We start from the raw sequence: 15,109 nt of genomic DNA on the forward strand, positions 1-15,109 counted from the left end.
ACAATCTAAGGGAAGTTCTTTGTGAAATGTTTATGAAACTGTTTACAAAGCATAAAAAAAGAGTTATAATAAACTTGTGAAAAAATTAACAAAGGGGTAAAATCCTTAAAGGCTATGGAGGATAATATGGCTGATAAAAAAACAGTAACACCAGAGGAAAAACAACTTGCTGCTGAAAAGCATGTCGACGGTCTCGTGAAAAAAGCCTTGGTTGCGCTTGATGAACTGCGCAAATTGAACCAAGAGCAAGTTGACTATATCGTAGCAAAAGCTTCAGTTTCAGCACTTGACGCACATGGTATCCTTGCACAACACGCAGTTGAAGAAACTGGTCGTGGGGTATTTGAAGACAAGGCGACAAAAAACCTATTTGCCTGCGAACACGTAGTGAACAATATGCGTGGAGTTAAAACAGTTGGAGTTATCGAAGATGATCCAATTACAGGTTTGACAAAGATTGCGGAGCCTGTCGGTGTAATCTGTGGTGTCACTCCGACAACAAACCCAACTTCAACAGCGATTTTCAAATCATTGATTGCTTTAAAAACACGTAACCCAATCGTTTTTGCCTTCCACCCATCTGCTCAAGAATCATCAGCTCACGCAGCACAAATCGTTCGCGATGCAGCGATTGCAGCTGGTGCTCCTGAAAACTGTGTTCAATGGATTACAAAGCCATCTATGGAAGCAACTGGAGCTCTAATGAACCACGAAGGTGTTGCAACTATTCTTGCAACTGGTGGGAATGCCATGGTTAAAGCTGCATACTCATGTGGAAAACCAGCTCTTGGAGTAGGTGCCGGAAACGTTCCTGCCTATGTAGAAAAATCAGCTGACCTTCGTCAAGCTGCTCATGACATCGTTATGTCTAAATCATTTGACAATGGTATGGTCTGTGCATCAGAGCAAGCAGTTATCATTGACAAAGAAGTGTATGATGAATTTGTAGCAGAATTTAAATCTTACCACACTTACTTTGTAAACAAAAAAGAGAAAGCTCTCCTAGAAGAATTCTGTTTTGGAGCAAAAGCAAATAGCAAGAACTGTGCTGGAGCAAAATTGAACGCTGACATCGTTGGTAAACCAGCAACATGGATTGCAGAACAAGCAGGTTTCTCAGTGCCAGAAGGAACAAACATCCTTGCTGCAGAATGTGCAGAAGTAGGATCAAAAGAACCATTGACTCGTGAGAAATTGTCACCAGTTATTGCTGTCCTAAAAGCTGAAGATACAGAAGACGGTCTTAAAAAAGCTCGTCAAATGGTTGAGTTTAACGGACTTGGTCACTCAGCAGCCATCCATACAAAAGACGAAGCTCTTGCTAAACGCTTTGGTACAGAAATCAAAGCAATGCGTATTATCTGGAACTCTCCATCTACTTTCGGTGGTATCGGTGACGTATACAATGCCTTCATTCCATCATTGACACTTGGATGTGGTTCATATGGACACAATTCAGTCGGTGATAATGTGAGTGCGATCAACCTTCTAAACATCAAGAAAGTAGGGAAACGTAGAAATAATATGCAGTGGTTTAAAGTTCCTTCAAAAATTTACTTCGAACGCAATTCTATCCAATACCTTCAAACATGTGAAGATATTGAACGCGTTATGATTGTTACAGACAAATCGATCGAAAAACTTGGTTTTGTTCAACGCATTATTGACCAATTGAACAAACGCAGCAACCGTGTAACTGTCCAAGTCTTCTCAGACGTTGAACCAGACCCAGATATCACAACTGTAGAACGTGGTACTGAAGTGATGAGAGCATTTGAACCAGATACAATTATCGCTCTTGGTGGTGGTTCTCCAATGGACGCAGCGAAAGTTATGTGGCTCTTCTACGAACAACCAAAAATCGACTTCCGTGACTTGGTTCAAAAATTCATGGATATCCGTAAACGTGCCTTCCGCTTCCCATCACTTGGTAAAAAAGCGAAATATATTGGTATTCCAACAACTTCAGGTACAGGTTCAGAAGTAACACCATTTGCCGTTATCTCTGATAAGAAAAACAACCGAAAATATCCATTGGCTGACTACTCATTGACACCAACTATTGCGATTGTTGACCCTGCTTTGGTTGAATCAGTTCCAGACTTTATCGCTGCTGATACAGGTATGGACGTCTTGACTCACGCGACTGAAGCCTACACTTCAAACTTTGCTAACGACTACACAGACGGTATCGCCCTTCAAACAATCAAACTTGTATTTGAATGGTTGGAAAAATCTGTTAAGACAGCTGATCCAGAGGCTCGCGAAAAAATGCACAATGCATCTACAATGGCTGGTATGGCCTTTGCCAATGCCTTCCTTGGTATGAGCCACTCAATGGCCCACAAGATCGGTGCGGTTCACCATACTGTTCACGGACGTACAAACGCAATCTTGCTTCCATACGTTATCCGTTACAATGGAACTCGCCCATCTAAGACGACTACATGGCCTAAGTATAACTACTGGAAAGCTGACGAAAAATTCCAAGATATTGCTAGAATGCTTGGATTGCCTCACTCAACTCCAGAAGAAGCGGTTGAAGCATACGCTAAAGCTGTTTACGAACTTGGTGTTGCAGTAGGTATCAAGATGAACTTCAAGGATCAAGGAATTGATGAAAAAGCTTGGAAAGACAGCTTGCATGAAATTGCCTTGCTTGCTTATGAAGACCAATGTTCACCTGCAAACCCACGCTTGCCAATGGTAGCCGACATGGAAGAAATCATGGCAGATGCATACTATGGTTATGCAGAACGACCAGGACGTCGTAAATAATCGTTTATCAGCCTAGAGGCAGGGAATATCCTGTCTCTTTTTTGTAAACTCTGAAAGAGTTGAAATTGGAGTTTCACCTTGAAATAAAGAGAATATACAGATATTATAAAAGATTCTAGAGATATGCTTAGAAAATAAAAGAATGGATGAATAAAAAGGGGGGAGAAAAAGTAGAAAAGCGGCAGAGAAAATCAACGCCCGTACTTGCAATTAAACTCAAATAGTTATATAATAGGTTTGTTGAAAGGTGATTTGTAGTGATTCAAGTTACTCTTTTCACAATAAAAATTTCATGATTTTCATAAGGAGGAAATCACTAATGGTAGTTAAAGTTGGTATTAACGGTTTCGGACGTATCGGTCGTCTTGCTTTCCGCCGTATCCAAAACGTAGAAGGTGTTGAAGTTACTCGCATCAACGACCTTACAGATCCAGTTATGCTTGCACACTTGTTGAAATACGACACAACTCAAGGTCGTTTCGACGGTACTGTAGAAGTTAAAGAAGGTGGATTCGAAGTTAACGGTAAATTCGTTAAAGTTTCTGCTGAACGTGATCCAGAACAAATCGACTGGGCTACTGACGGTGTAGAAATCGTTCTTGAAGCAACTGGTTTCTTCGCTAAGAAAGATGCAGCTGAAAAACACCTTAAAGGTGGAGCTAAGAAAGTTGTTATCACTGCTCCTGGTGGAAACGACGTTAAAACAGTTGTATTTAACACTAACCATGACGTTCTTGACGGTACTGAAACAGTTATCTCAGGTGCTTCATGTACTACAAACTGCTTGGCTCCAATGGCTAAAGCTCTTCAAGACAACTTCGGTGTTGTAGAAGGGTTGATGACTACTATCCACGCTTACACTGGTGACCAAATGATCCTTGACGGACCACACCGTGGTGGTGACCTTCGCCGTGCTCGCGCTGGTGCTGCAAACATCGTTCCTAACTCAACTGGTGCTGCTAAAGCTATCGGTCTTGTAATCCCAGAATTGAACGGTAAACTTGACGGATCTGCACAACGCGTTCCAACTCCAACTGGATCAGTTACTGAATTGGTAGCAGTTCTTGAAAAGAACGTTACTGTTGATGAAGTAAACGCAGCTATGAAAGCAGCTTCAAACGAATCATACGGTTACACAGAAGATCCAATCGTATCTTCAGATATCGTAGGTATGTCTTACGGTTCATTGTTTGACGCAACTCAAACTAAAGTTCTTGACGTTGACGGTAAACAATTGGTTAAAGTTGTATCATGGTACGACAACGAAATGTCATACACTGCACAACTTGTACGTACTCTTGAATACTTCGCAAAAATCGCTAAATAATTCTTGAGTCGATAAAAGCAAGGCCTTCTGGTCTTGCTTTTTTGTATAGAAAAATGGATGATAGTGTCATCCAGTTTGTTTTAATTCTGTTTCGAAAGTATCCGATAGGGCAGTAAAACTCAATTGTTCTAAAGTAAGCGGATGGGTAAAGGAAAGTCGAAAGGCGTGTAGCATAAGCCGACTTGTCTTTGATTTGCTATTATAGAGAGGATCGCCTAGGATAGGGTGCTTATGGTGAGAAAGGTGAACACGGATTTGATGTGTTCGACCGGTCTTTAGTTTGCAACGAACGAGGGAGGTCTTGTTTGGGAATTGCTTTAATCGACTGATATGCGTTTCAGCCTGTTGCCCACTTTTGGAATCTATCACTCGTTTTCTGCGATCGTGTCGATCACGACCAATTTTATCTAGGAAGATAAGTTCTTTGTTCCCCACTTGCCCCTCTACGAGCGCCCAGTACTCGCGAGCAATTTCCTTCTTCTCCAACAAACGATTGAGAATGGGTAGGATAAAAGGATTTTTAGCAAAAAGCACTAAACCGCTTGTTTCCATATCCAGGCGATGAACAACATAGCAAGTTTGACCAACGTAGGCAGAGACATGGTTGAGAAGGGCGATTTCATCTGGTTGATTACCGTGTGTTTTCATGCCCTCTGGCTTGTTGACGATAATGAGATGTTGGTCTTGGTAAATCTCTTGAACGAGGTCTGGATTGCCCCAAAGGATTTCTTTTGGGGGATAATCTTCCTCGTCGAAAGTCAACTGGCAAATGTCCCCTGGCTTGACCATCTCGTTCCAGTGCACTTCTTTGTGGTTGATTAAGATGTTCTTCTTTATTCTCAAAAAATGGCGGATCTTTCTGGGAATGAGGAGTTGTTCCTCTAGGAATTGCTTGACCGTCATGTGAGGCAAGGATTCAGGTAGTGTAAATGTGAATTGCATACAGATATTGTAACAAAAAAAGTCCTATTTGGATAGGGAGTAACTAAATTCTTGAGTTCCTATGGTGAAGATGATAAAATAAACGCATGAAATTAGATAAATTATTTGAGAAGTTCCTTTCTCTCTTTAAAAAAGAAACGAGTGAATCAGCAGAGTCTGATTCTACTAGTATGCGTCGTTCTCGGAGCGATAGAAAAAAATTAGGTCATGTAGGTCCGATACGGAAATTTTGGCGTCGTTATCATCTGACAAAAATCGTCATCATTTTAGGGTTAAGTGCAGGTTTGCTAGTAGGAACCTACTTGTTTGCGATAGCCAAATCTACCAATGTCAACGACTTGCAAAATGCCTTGAAAACGCGAACTCTGATTTTTGACCGCGAAGAAAAAGAGGCAGGCGCCCTATCAGGTCAAAAGGGGACCTATGTTGAACTGAGAGATATCAGTAAAGACTTGCAAAATGCTGTCGTCGCGACAGAGGACCGTTCCTTTTATAAAAATGATGGGATTAACTACGGTCGTTTCTTTCTAGCCATCCTTACAGCGGGTCGTTCTGGAGGGGGGTCCACTATCACTCAACAGTTGGCAAAAAATGCCTATCTTTCCCAGGACCAGACCGTTGAAAGGAAGGCCAAGGAGTTTTTCCTTGCCTTAGAGTTGACCAAGAAATACAGCAAGGAGCAAATCCTTACTATGTATCTCAATAACGCCTACTTTGGAAATGGGGTATGGGGTGTTGAAGATGCAAGTAAGAAATATTTCGGTGTATCGGCTTCACAACTAACGCTTGATCAGGCGGCCACTCTAGCAGGGATGCTCAAGGGACCAGAATTGTATAATCCATTAAATTCTGTTGAGACTTCGACCAACCGTAGGGATACTGTTTTGCAAAATATGGTTGCAGCGGGCTATATTGATAAAAATCAAGAGACCGAAGCGACTGGAGTAGATATGGCTTCTCAATTGCAAGATAAGTATGAAGGCAAAGTTTCGGATTATCGCTACCCGTCTTATTTTGATGCAGTTGTCAACGAAGCAGTTTCCAAGTACAATCTCACAGAAGAAGAGATTGTCAACAACGGCTATCGAATCTACACAGAGCTTGACCAAAACTACCAAGCAAACATGCAGGTTATTTATGAAAACACTTCGCTATTTCCAACAGCAGAAGACGGAACGCATGCCGAATCAGGTAGTGTCGCTCTAGAACCCAAGACTGGTGGAGTGCGTGGAGTTGTTGGTCGTGTAGCTGGTGATGACAAACCAGGTTTCCGCAATTTCAACTATGCCACTCAGTCTAAGCGTAGCCCAGGCTCAACCATTAAACCTTTAGTCGTTTATACACCTGCAGTAGAAGCGGGATGGGCCTTGAACAAGCAACTAGATAATCATACGATGCAGTACAACAGTTATCAAGTAGACAACTATGCGGGCATTAAGACATCTCCAGAAGTACCTATGTATCAGGCCTTGGCGGAATCACTCAACCTACCAGCAGTTGCGACTGTAAATGAATTAGGTATAGACAAAGCTTTTGACGCTGGAGAGAGATTTGGTCTGAATATGGAGAAAGTTGACCGAGTTCTTGGAGTTGCTCTTGGTGGAGGTGTGGAGACGAATCCTCTCCAGATGGCGCAAGCCTATGCAGCCTTTGCTAACGAAGGTCTGATGCCCGAGGCACATTTCATCACTCGTATTGAGAATGCCAGTGGTCAGGTCATCAAGAGTCATAAAAATTCCCAAAAACGAGTGATTGATAAGTCGGTGGCTGATAAAATGACCAGCATGATGCTAGGAACATTTACCAATGGTACAGGAATTAGTTCGTCACCAGCGGATTACGTTATGGCTGGTAAAACAGGTACGACTGAAGCTGTTTTCAACCCGGAATATACCAGTGACCAGTGGGTGATTGGTTATACTCCGGATGTTGTAATCAGCCACTGGCTCGGCTTCCCAACAACAGATGAGAACCATTATCTAGCAGGTTCGACCTCCAATGGAGCTGCCCATGTTTTTAGAAGTATGGCTAATACCATCTTACCTTATACTCCTGGTAGCACCTTTACAGTTGAGAATGCTTATAAACAAAATGGTATTGAACCAGAAAATACGAAAAAGCAGGCCGTTGAAAATGAGACAAACCAGTCTGAGGATCCGATAGGGGATATTCGTAGTCGTGCACAAAATCTTGTAGATGAAGCAGGACGTGCGATTTCAGAAGCTAAGATAAAAGAAAAAGCCCAGACAATATGGGACTCAATCCTCAATCTATTTCGTTAAGAGGCTTGTCAAAGCCTAGGTTTCTTGTTATAATAGATAAGATGGAGGCGTTATGGGACTAAAAAAAGCAAGCCTAGCTTGTGCAGTTTGTGGTTCAAGGAATTACTCAATCAAAATTAGTGGGAACCCCAAGCCAACACGACTAGAAGTAAATAAATTTTGTAAACATTGTGGAAAATATACGACACATAGAGAAACGAGATAGGAGAGAACGATGGGTTTTATTAAGGATATTTTTAAACTTCTTAAAGAAACAACTTGGCCAACTCGCAAAGAAAGCTGGAGAGATTTTCGCTCTATTATGGAATACACAGCCTTCTTTGTGGTCATCATTTACATTTTTGACCAGTTGATTGTTTCAGGTTTGATTCGATTTATTAACATTTTTTAGAAGAGAAGCGGAGAACTTCTGCTAACTTTCTTCTATATATGTATGAAAGGAAATATCATGGATAGTTTTGACAAGGGATGGTTTGTTCTACAAACTTATTCTGGCTATGAAAATAAGGTAAAAGAAAATCTATTGCAACGTGCGCAAACGTATAACATGTTGGATAATATTCTACGCGTTGAGATTCCAACACAAACCGTGCAAGTTGAGAAAAATGGAAAGAAAAAGGAAGTTGAAGAGAATCGTTTTCCGGGTTATGTCCTTGTAGAAATGGTCATGACAGATGAAGCATGGTTCGTCGTTCGAAACACACCTAACGTAACAGGATTCGTCGGCTCACACGGTAACAGATCAAAACCAACTCCACTATTGGAACAGGAAATCCGTGATATTCTGGTTTCAATGGGACAAACTGTTCAAGAGTTTGATATTGATGTTGAAGTTGGCCAGACAGTCCGCATTATTGATGGCGCTTTTGCAGACTACACAGGTAAAATTACTGAAATTGATAACAACAAGGTGAAGATGATTATCTCTATGTTTGGTAATGATACGATTGCAGAAGTGAATCTCAACCAAATTGCAGAATTATAACCCCAGAGAGGCTTTGCCTCTCTTTTTATGTGCCGTTGAAGAAGGAAGAAGTATAGAACAGAGGAAGTAGACCCATGGGCTCGCGCGTTTTGCTAAACTAAATGCAGAAAGGAGAGGTCTATGAATCTAAAAGACTTATATGAAGAAAGTAAGGGAATTGTCCATAAGTGTCGCAAAGATTATCATTTGCATCTGTGGGAGAAAGAGGACTGGGACCAGGAAGGCATGTTATGTCTATATGAGCTGGTGAGTCGCAACCCAGAGTTATTAGAGGGCGAACGCCATCAACTTTATGTTTGCTTTAAAACAAAATTTAGAAATCGTATTCTGGATTACATCCGTAAACAGGAAAGTCACAAGCGACGTTTCGACAAAGAACCCTATGAAGAGGTGAGTGAGATTAGCCATCGACTAGGAGAAAAAGGACTCAGGCTGGACGATTATTATCTCTTTCACGAACTTCTAAAGAACTACAAATCTAAGCAGAGTATGGAAAAGCAAGAATTAATAGATCGTTTAATGGGAGGAGAAGTATTTAGAGGACGGAAAGCTCTATTAAGAGAACTTTCCCTTATTTTTTCAGAATTTCGATAAAGAGGTAAAAAAGTCCTTGACAAAGGATGAAAAGTAGGTATAATAGAAAGAGTTGAAAAACTCAGGTCCGTTGGTCAAGGGGTTAAGACACCGCCTTTTCACGGCGGTAACACGGGTTCGAATCCCGTACGGACTATGGTGTATTGTGGCTAGAAAAAACTTGAAAAAAGTTTAAAAAATCTGTTGACAGAGGCAGGTAGCTGTGATATACTAATATAGTTGTCGCTCATGAGAGAAGTGAGAGACAAAGACCTTTGAAAACTGAACAAGACGAACCAATGTGCAGGGCACTATAACTGAAGTTATAGTACTGAACAATGAAAAAAACAATAAATCTGTCAGTGACAGAAATGAGTGAGAACTCAAACTTTTAATGAGAGTTTGATCCTGGCTCAGGACGAACGCTGGCGGCGTGCCTAATACATGCAAGTAGAACGCTGAAGCTTGGTGCTTGCACCGAGCGGATGAGTTGCGAACGGGTGAGTAACGCGTAGGTAACCTGCCTGGTAGCGGGGGATAACTATTGGAAACGATAGCTAATACCGCATAAGAGTAGATGTTGCATGACATTTGCTTAAAAGGTGCAATTGCATCACTACCAGATGGACCTGCGTTGTATTAGCTAGTTGGTGAGGTAACGGCTCACCAAGGCAACGATACATAGCCGACCTGAGAGGGTGATCGGCCACACTGGGACTGAGACACGGCCCAGACTCCTACGGGAGGCAGCAGTAGGGAATCTTCGGCAATGGACGGAAGTCTGACCGAGCAACGCCGCGTGAGTGAAGAAGGTTTTCGGATCGTAAAGCTCTGTTGTAAGAGAAGAACGAGTGTGAGAGTGGAAAGTTCACACTGTGACGGTATCTTACCAGAAAGGGACGGCTAACTACGTGCCAGCAGCCGCGGTAATACGTAGGTCCCGAGCGTTGTCCGGATTTATTGGGCGTAAAGCGAGCGCAGGCGGTTAGATAAGTCTGAAGTTAAAGGCTGTGGCTTAACCATAGTACGCTTTGGAAACTGTTTAACTTGAGTGCAAGAGGGGAGAGTGGAATTCCATGTGTAGCGGTGAAATGCGTAGATATATGGAGGAACACCGGTGGCGAAAGCGGCTCTCTGGCTTGTAACTGACGCTGAGGCTCGAAAGCGTGGGGAGCAAACAGGATTAGATACCCTGGTAGTCCACGCCGTAAACGATGAGTGCTAGGTGTTAGACCCTTTCCGGGGTTTAGTGCCGCAGCTAACGCATTAAGCACTCCGCCTGGGGAGTACGACCGCAAGGTTGAAACTCAAAGGAATTGACGGGGGCCCGCACAAGCGGTGGAGCATGTGGTTTAATTCGAAGCAACGCGAAGAACCTTACCAGGTCTTGACATCCCTCTGACCACTCTAGAGATAGAGTTTTCCTTCGGGACAGAGGTGACAGGTGGTGCATGGTTGTCGTCAGCTCGTGTCGTGAGATGTTGGGTTAAGTCCCGCAACGAGCGCAACCCCTATTGTTAGTTGCCATCATTTAGTTGGGCACTCTAGCGAGACTGCCGGTAATAAACCGGAGGAAGGTGGGGATGACGTCAAATCATCATGCCCCTTATGACCTGGGCTACACACGTGCTACAATGGCTGGTACAACGAGTCGCAAGCCGGTGACGGCAAGCTAATCTCTTAAAGCCAGTCTCAGTTCGGATTGTAGGCTGCAACTCGCCTACATGAAGTCGGAATCGCTAGTAATCGCGGATCAGCACGCCGCGGTGAATACGTTCCCGGGCCTTGTACACACCGCCCGTCACACCACGAGAGTTTGTAACACCCGAAGTCGGTGAGGTAACCTTTTAGGAGCCAGCCGCCTAAGGTGGGATAGATGATTGGGGTGAAGTCGTAACAAGGTAGCCGTATCGGAAGGTGCGGCTGGATCACCTCCTTTCTAAGGATAAGGAACTGCACATTGGTCTTGTTTAGTCTTGAGAGGTCTTGTGGGGCCTTAGCTCAGCTGGGAGAGCGCCTGCTTTGCACGCAGGAGGTCAGCGGTTCGATCCCGCTAGGCTCCATTGGTGAGAGATCACCAAGTAATGCACATTGAAAATTGAATATCTATATCAAATAGTAACAAGAAAATAAACCGAAAACGCTGTAGTATTAATAAGAGTTTATGACTGAAAGGTCAAAAAATAAGGTTAAGTTAATAAGGGCGCACGGTGGATGCCTTGGCACTAGGAGCCGAAGAAGGACGTGACAAACGACGATATGCCTTGGGTAGCTGTAAGTAAGCGATGATCCAGGGATTTCCGAATGGGGGAACCCAACAGGTACTACCTGTTACCCGCATCTGTTAAGGATGTGAGGAGGAAGACGCAGTGAACTGAAACATCTAAGTAGCTGCAGGAAGAGAAAGCAAAAGCGATTGCCTTAGTAGCGGCGAGCGAAACGGCAGGAGGGCAAACCGAAGAGTTTACTCTTCGGGGTTGTAGGACTGCAATGTGGACTCAAAGATTATAGAAGAATGATTTGGGAAGATCAGCCAAAGAGAGTAACAGCCTCGTATTTAAAATAGTCTTTGTACCTAGCAGTATCCTGAGTACGGCGGGACACGTGAAATCCCGTCGGAATCTGGGAGGACCATCTCCCAACCCTAAATACTCCCTAGTGACCGATAGTGAACCAGTACCGTGAGGGAAAGGTGAAAAGCACCCCGGGAGGGGAGTGAAATAGAACCTGAAACCGTGTGCCTACAACAAGTTCGAGCCCGTTAATGGGTGAGAGCGTGCCTTTTGTAGAATGAACCGGCGAGTTACGATATGATGCGAGGTTAAGTTGAAGAGACGGAGCCGCAGGGAAACCGAGTCTGAATAGGGCGCACTAGTATCATGTCGTAGACCCGAAACCATGTGACCTACCCATGAGCAGGTTGAAGGTGCGGTAAGACGCACTGGAGGACCGAACCAGGGCACGTTGAAAAGTGCTTGGATGACTTGTGGGTAGCGGAGAAATTCCAAACGAACTTGGAGATAGCTGGTTCTCTCCGAAATAGCTTTAGGGCTAGCGTCGACATAAAGATTCTTGGAGGTAGAGCACTGTTTGGGTGAGGGGTCCATCCCGGATTACCAATCTCAGATAAACTCCGAATGCCAATGAATTATGGTCGGCAGTCAGACTGCGAGTGCTAAGATCCGTAGTCGAAAGGGAAACAGCCCAGACCACCAGCTAAGGTCCCAAAATAATTGTTAAGTGGAAAAGGATGTGGGGTTGCACAGACAACTAGGATGTTAGCTTAGAAGCAGCTATTCATTCAAAGAGTGCGTAATAGCTCACTAGTCGAGTGACCCTGCGCCGAAAATGTACCGGGGCTAAAACAATTTACCGAAGCTGTGGATACCTTTATAGGTATGGTAGGAGAGCGTTCTATGTGTGATGAAGGTATACCGTGAGGAGTGCTGGAACGCATAGAAGTGAGAATGCCGGTATGAGTAGCGAAAGACAGGTGAGAATCCTGTCCACCGTAAGACTAAGGTTTCCAGGGGAAGGCTCGTCCGCCCTGGGTTAGTCGGGACCTAAGGAGAGACCGAAAGGTGTATCCGATGGACAACAGGTTGATATTCCTGTACTAGAGTATGTAGTGATGGAGGGACGCAGTAGGCTAACTAAAGCAGACGAATGGAAGAGTCTGTCTAAGCAGTGAGGTGTGAATTGAGTCAAATGCTTAATTCTATAACATTGAGCTGTGATGGGGAGCGAAGTTTAGTAGCGAAGTTAGTGACGTCACACTGCCAAGAAAAGCTTCTAGCGTTTAAACATACTCTACCCGTACCGCAAACCGACACAGGTAGTCGAGGCGAGTAGCCTCAGGTGAGCGAGAGAACTCTCGTTAAGGAACTCGGCAAAATGACCCCGTAACTTCGGGAGAAGGGGTGCTGACTTTACGTCAGCCGCAGTGAATAGGCCCAAGCAACTGTTTATCAAAAACACAGCTCTCTGCTAAATCGTAAGATGATGTATAGGGGGTGACGCCTGCCCGGTGCTGGAAGGTTAAGAGGAGTGCTTAGCGTAAGCGAAGGTATGAATTGAAGCCCCAGTAAACGGCGGCCGTAACTATAACGGTCCTAAGGTAGCGAAATTCCTTGTCGGGTAAGTTCCGACCCGCACGAAAGGCGTAATGATTTGGGCACTGTCTCAACGAGAGACTCGGTGAAATTTTAGTACCTGTGAAGATGCAGGTTACCCGCGACAGGACGGAAAGACCCCATGGAGCTTTACTGCAGTTTGATATTGAGTGTCTGTACCACATGTACAGGATAGGTAGGAGTCTAAGAGATCGGGACGCCAGTTTCGAAGGAGACGTTGTTGGGATACTACCCTTGTGTTATGGCCACTCTAACCCGGATAGGTAATCCCTATCGGAGACAGTGTCTGACGGGCAGTTTGACTGGGGCGGTCGCCTCCTAAAAGGTAACGGAGGCGCCCAAAGGTTCCCTCAGAATGGTTGGAAATCATTCGCAGAGTGTAAAGGTATAAGGGAGCTTGACTGCGAGAGCTACAACTCGAGCAGGGACGAAAGTCGGGCTTAGTGATCCGGTGGTTCCGTATGGAAGGGCCATCGCTCAACGGATAAAAGCTACCCTGGGGATAACAGGCTTATCTCCCCCAAGAGTTCACATCGACGGGGAGGTTTGGCACCTCGATGTCGGCTCGTCGCATCCTGGGGCTGTAGTCGGTCCCAAGGGTTGGGCTGTTCGCCCATTAAAGCGGCACGCGAGCTGGGTTCAGAACGTCGTGAGACAGTTCGGTCCCTATCCGTCGCGGGCGTAGGAAATTTGAGAGGATCTGCTCCTAGTACGAGAGGACCAGAGTGGACTTACCGCTGGTGTACCAGTTGTCTTGCCAAAGGCATCGCTGGGTAGCTATGTAGGGAAGGGATAAACGCTGAAAGCATCTAAGTGTGAAACCCACCTCAAGATGAGATTTCCCATGATTTTATATCAGTAAGAGCCCTGAGAGATGATCAGGTAGATAGGTTAGAAGTGGAAGTGTGGCGACACATGTAGCGGACTAATACTAATAGCTCGAGGACTTATCCAAAGTAACTGAGAATACGAAAGCGAAGGTTTTCTTGATATTTGATAGATATTCAATTTTGAGTAGGTATTACTCAGAGTTAAGTGACGATAGCCTAGGAGATACACCTGTACCCATGCCGAACACAGCAGTTAAGCCCTAGAACGCCGGAAGTAGTTGGGGGTTGCCCCCTGTGAGATATGGAAGTCGCTTAGCTCTTTGGGAGTTTAGCTTAGTTGTAATTGAGAGGAAATCGAAATTACAATCGGCGGATGAGAGAAACGAAGTTTCTTACCGTTGGCTGAGCTAGACTCCACCCTTTGGGAGTTTAGCTCAGCTGGGAGAGCATCTGCCTTACAAGCAGAGGGTCAGCGGTTCGATCCCGTTAACTCCCATAGGTCCCGTAGTGTAGCGGTTATCACGTCGCCCTGTCACGGCGAAGATCGCGGGTTCGATTCCCGTCGGGACCGTTTAAGATAACGGAAGTTATTTTAGACTCGTTAGCTCAGTTGGTAGAGCAATTGACTTTTAATCAATGGGTCACTGGTTCGAGCCCAGTACGGGTCATATTTGCGGGTTTGGCGGAATTGGCAGACGCACCAGATTTAGGATCTGGCGCTTAACGGCGTGGGGGTTCAAGTCCCTTAACCCGCATAATAGAAATCAGCCGGCTTAGCTCAGTTGGTAGAGCATCTGATTTGTAATCAGAGGGTCGCGTGTTCAAGTCATGTAGCCGGCATTTTTTTATATAGAATAAGAGGTCGATGCGAACGTAGTTCAGTGGTAGAACACCACCTTGCCAAGGTGGGGGTCGCGGGTTCGAATCCCGTCGTTCGCTTAGAGAGGCCGGGGTGGCGGAACTGGCAGACGCACAGGACTTAAAATCCTGCGATTGGTAACGATCGTACCGGTTCGATTCCGGTCCTCGGCATATAATGATGAGCACCCTTAGCTCAACTGGATAGAGTACCTGACTACGAATCAGGCGGTTAGAGGTTCGACTCCTCTAGGGTGCATTTTTTTATTTAACGCGGGAAGTAGCTCAGCTTGGTAGAGTACTTGGTTTGGGACCAAGGTGTCGCAGGTTCGAATCCTGTCTTCCCGATTAATTACGAGGATACTTTAGGGTATCTTTTTTTTTTACTAATGAGATTCTGA

General features: G+C 44.6%; 8 protein-coding genes, 11 tRNA genes and 3 rRNA genes. 21 read left to right on the forward strand and 1 reads right to left on the reverse strand.

Annotation, left to right across the window (positions count from 1 at the left end; genetic code table 11):
• Window positions 1-126: 126 nt before the first annotated feature.
• Together adhE and gap are read left to right on the forward strand one after the other, a co-directional pair.
• A complete protein-coding gene (gene adhE, locus ACLV7H_RS01145; protein ID WP_411866142.1) occupies window positions 127-2,778 on the forward strand; it encodes a bifunctional acetaldehyde-CoA/alcohol dehydrogenase in 2,652 nt (883 codons plus the stop codon).
• 319 nt (window positions 2,779-3,097) lie between these two features.
• Window positions 3,098-4,105, forward strand: coding sequence for a type I glyceraldehyde-3-phosphate dehydrogenase (gap, locus tag ACLV7H_RS01150; RefSeq protein WP_000260682.1), 1,008 nt, complete (start codon window positions 3,098-3,100; stop codon window positions 4,103-4,105).
• A gap of 66 nt (window positions 4,106-4,171) precedes the next feature.
• Here the strand turns inward: gap and ACLV7H_RS01155 are convergent, their stop codons facing one another.
• Complete coding sequence (locus ACLV7H_RS01155; RefSeq protein ID WP_411866143.1) at window positions 4,172-5,047, reverse strand: RluA family pseudouridine synthase; 876 nt, start codon at window positions 5,045-5,047, stop codon at window positions 4,172-4,174.
• Between the two features lie 86 nt (window positions 5,048-5,133).
• On the opposite strand from ACLV7H_RS01155, the gene pbp2a reads away from it, so the two are divergent.
• From pbp2a to ACLV7H_RS01250, 19 genes are all read left to right on the forward strand, one after another.
• On the forward strand, window positions 5,134-7,329 hold the full coding sequence (pbp2a, locus tag ACLV7H_RS01160; RefSeq protein WP_411866144.1) for a penicillin-binding protein PBP2A: 2,196 nt from the start codon (window positions 5,134-5,136) through the stop codon (window positions 7,327-7,329).
• 52 nt (window positions 7,330-7,381) lie between these two features.
• The gene (gene rpmG / locus ACLV7H_RS01165) at window positions 7,382-7,534 is read left to right on the forward strand and encodes a 50S ribosomal protein L33 (RefSeq protein ID WP_045591894.1); all 153 of its coding nucleotides are present in this window, start codon (window positions 7,382-7,384) and stop codon (window positions 7,532-7,534) included.
• Window positions 7,535-7,543: 9 nt separating this feature from the next.
• The gene (gene secE / locus ACLV7H_RS01170; protein ID WP_000505776.1) at window positions 7,544-7,720 is read left to right on the forward strand and encodes a preprotein translocase subunit SecE; all 177 of its coding nucleotides are present in this window, start codon (window positions 7,544-7,546) and stop codon (window positions 7,718-7,720) included.
• 57 nt (window positions 7,721-7,777) lie between these two features.
• Complete coding sequence (gene nusG, locus ACLV7H_RS01175) at window positions 7,778-8,314, forward strand: transcription termination/antitermination protein NusG (RefSeq protein WP_000376732.1); 537 nt, start codon at window positions 7,778-7,780, stop codon at window positions 8,312-8,314.
• A gap of 120 nt (window positions 8,315-8,434) precedes the next feature.
• Entirely contained in the window at window positions 8,435-8,908 is a 474-nt protein-coding gene (locus tag ACLV7H_RS01180) for a hypothetical protein (protein ID WP_045591891.1), read from the forward strand.
• A 64-nt stretch (window positions 8,909-8,972) separates the two neighbouring features.
• Window positions 8,973-9,044 (forward strand) — tRNA-Glu (locus tag ACLV7H_RS01185).
• A 233-nt stretch (window positions 9,045-9,277) separates the two neighbouring features.
• Window positions 9,278-10,826, forward strand: a 16S ribosomal RNA gene (locus ACLV7H_RS01190).
• 51 nt (window positions 10,827-10,877) lie between these two features.
• A tRNA-Ala gene (locus ACLV7H_RS01195) sits at window positions 10,878-10,950 on the forward strand.
• 124 nt (window positions 10,951-11,074) lie between these two features.
• Window positions 11,075-13,975, forward strand: a 23S ribosomal RNA gene (locus ACLV7H_RS01200).
• 76 nt (window positions 13,976-14,051) lie between these two features.
• Window positions 14,052-14,167 (forward strand): 5S ribosomal RNA (rrf, locus tag ACLV7H_RS01205).
• The 16S, 23S and 5S rRNA genes sit together here with 11 tRNA genes alongside, the layout of an rRNA operon.
• A 106-nt stretch (window positions 14,168-14,273) precedes the next feature.
• Window positions 14,274-14,346, forward strand: a tRNA-Val gene (locus tag ACLV7H_RS01210).
• A gap of 2 nt (window positions 14,347-14,348) precedes the next feature.
• Window positions 14,349-14,421 (forward strand) — tRNA-Asp (locus ACLV7H_RS01215).
• 24 nt (window positions 14,422-14,445) lie between these two features.
• Window positions 14,446-14,518: transfer RNA gene (locus ACLV7H_RS01220), tRNA-Lys, on the forward strand.
• 5 nt (window positions 14,519-14,523) lie between these two features.
• Window positions 14,524-14,605 (forward strand) — tRNA-Leu (locus ACLV7H_RS01225).
• A gap of 12 nt (window positions 14,606-14,617) precedes the next feature.
• Window positions 14,618-14,690: transfer RNA gene (locus ACLV7H_RS01230), tRNA-Thr, on the forward strand.
• A 27-nt stretch (window positions 14,691-14,717) separates the two neighbouring features.
• Window positions 14,718-14,789, forward strand: a tRNA-Gly gene (locus tag ACLV7H_RS01235).
• A gap of 7 nt (window positions 14,790-14,796) precedes the next feature.
• Window positions 14,797-14,882: transfer RNA gene (locus ACLV7H_RS01240), tRNA-Leu, on the forward strand.
• A gap of 11 nt (window positions 14,883-14,893) precedes the next feature.
• Window positions 14,894-14,967, forward strand: a tRNA-Arg gene (locus ACLV7H_RS01245).
• A gap of 15 nt (window positions 14,968-14,982) precedes the next feature.
• Window positions 14,983-15,056: transfer RNA gene (locus tag ACLV7H_RS01250), tRNA-Pro, on the forward strand.
• Window positions 15,057-15,109 lie beyond the last annotated feature (53 nt).

The sequence above is a fragment of the Streptococcus oralis genome (assembly GCF_965111685.1).
Lineage (GTDB): Bacteria > Bacillota > Bacilli > Lactobacillales > Streptococcaceae > Streptococcus > Streptococcus oralis_B.

Excerpts from the sequence above, each read along its gene's own strand:
- adhE (WP_411866142.1), top strand. The coding sequence starts at position 127 with ATGGCTGATAAAAAAACAGTAACACCAGAGGAAAAACAACTTGCTGCT.
- gap (WP_000260682.1), top strand. The coding sequence starts at position 3,098 with ATGGTAGTTAAAGTTGGTATTAACGGTTTCGGACGTATCGGTCGTCTT.
- ACLV7H_RS01155 (WP_411866143.1), bottom strand. The coding sequence starts at position 5,047 with ATGCAATTCACATTTACACTACCTGAATCCTTGCCTCACATGACGGTC.
- pbp2a (WP_411866144.1), top strand. The coding sequence starts at position 5,134 with ATGAAATTAGATAAATTATTTGAGAAGTTCCTTTCTCTCTTTAAAAAA.
- rpmG (WP_045591894.1), top strand. The coding sequence starts at position 7,382 with ATGGGACTAAAAAAAGCAAGCCTAGCTTGTGCAGTTTGTGGTTCAAGG.
- secE (WP_000505776.1), top strand. The coding sequence starts at position 7,544 with ATGGGTTTTATTAAGGATATTTTTAAACTTCTTAAAGAAACAACTTGG.
- nusG (WP_000376732.1), top strand. The coding sequence starts at position 7,778 with ATGGATAGTTTTGACAAGGGATGGTTTGTTCTACAAACTTATTCTGGC.
- ACLV7H_RS01180 (WP_045591891.1), top strand. The coding sequence starts at position 8,435 with ATGAATCTAAAAGACTTATATGAAGAAAGTAAGGGAATTGTCCATAAG.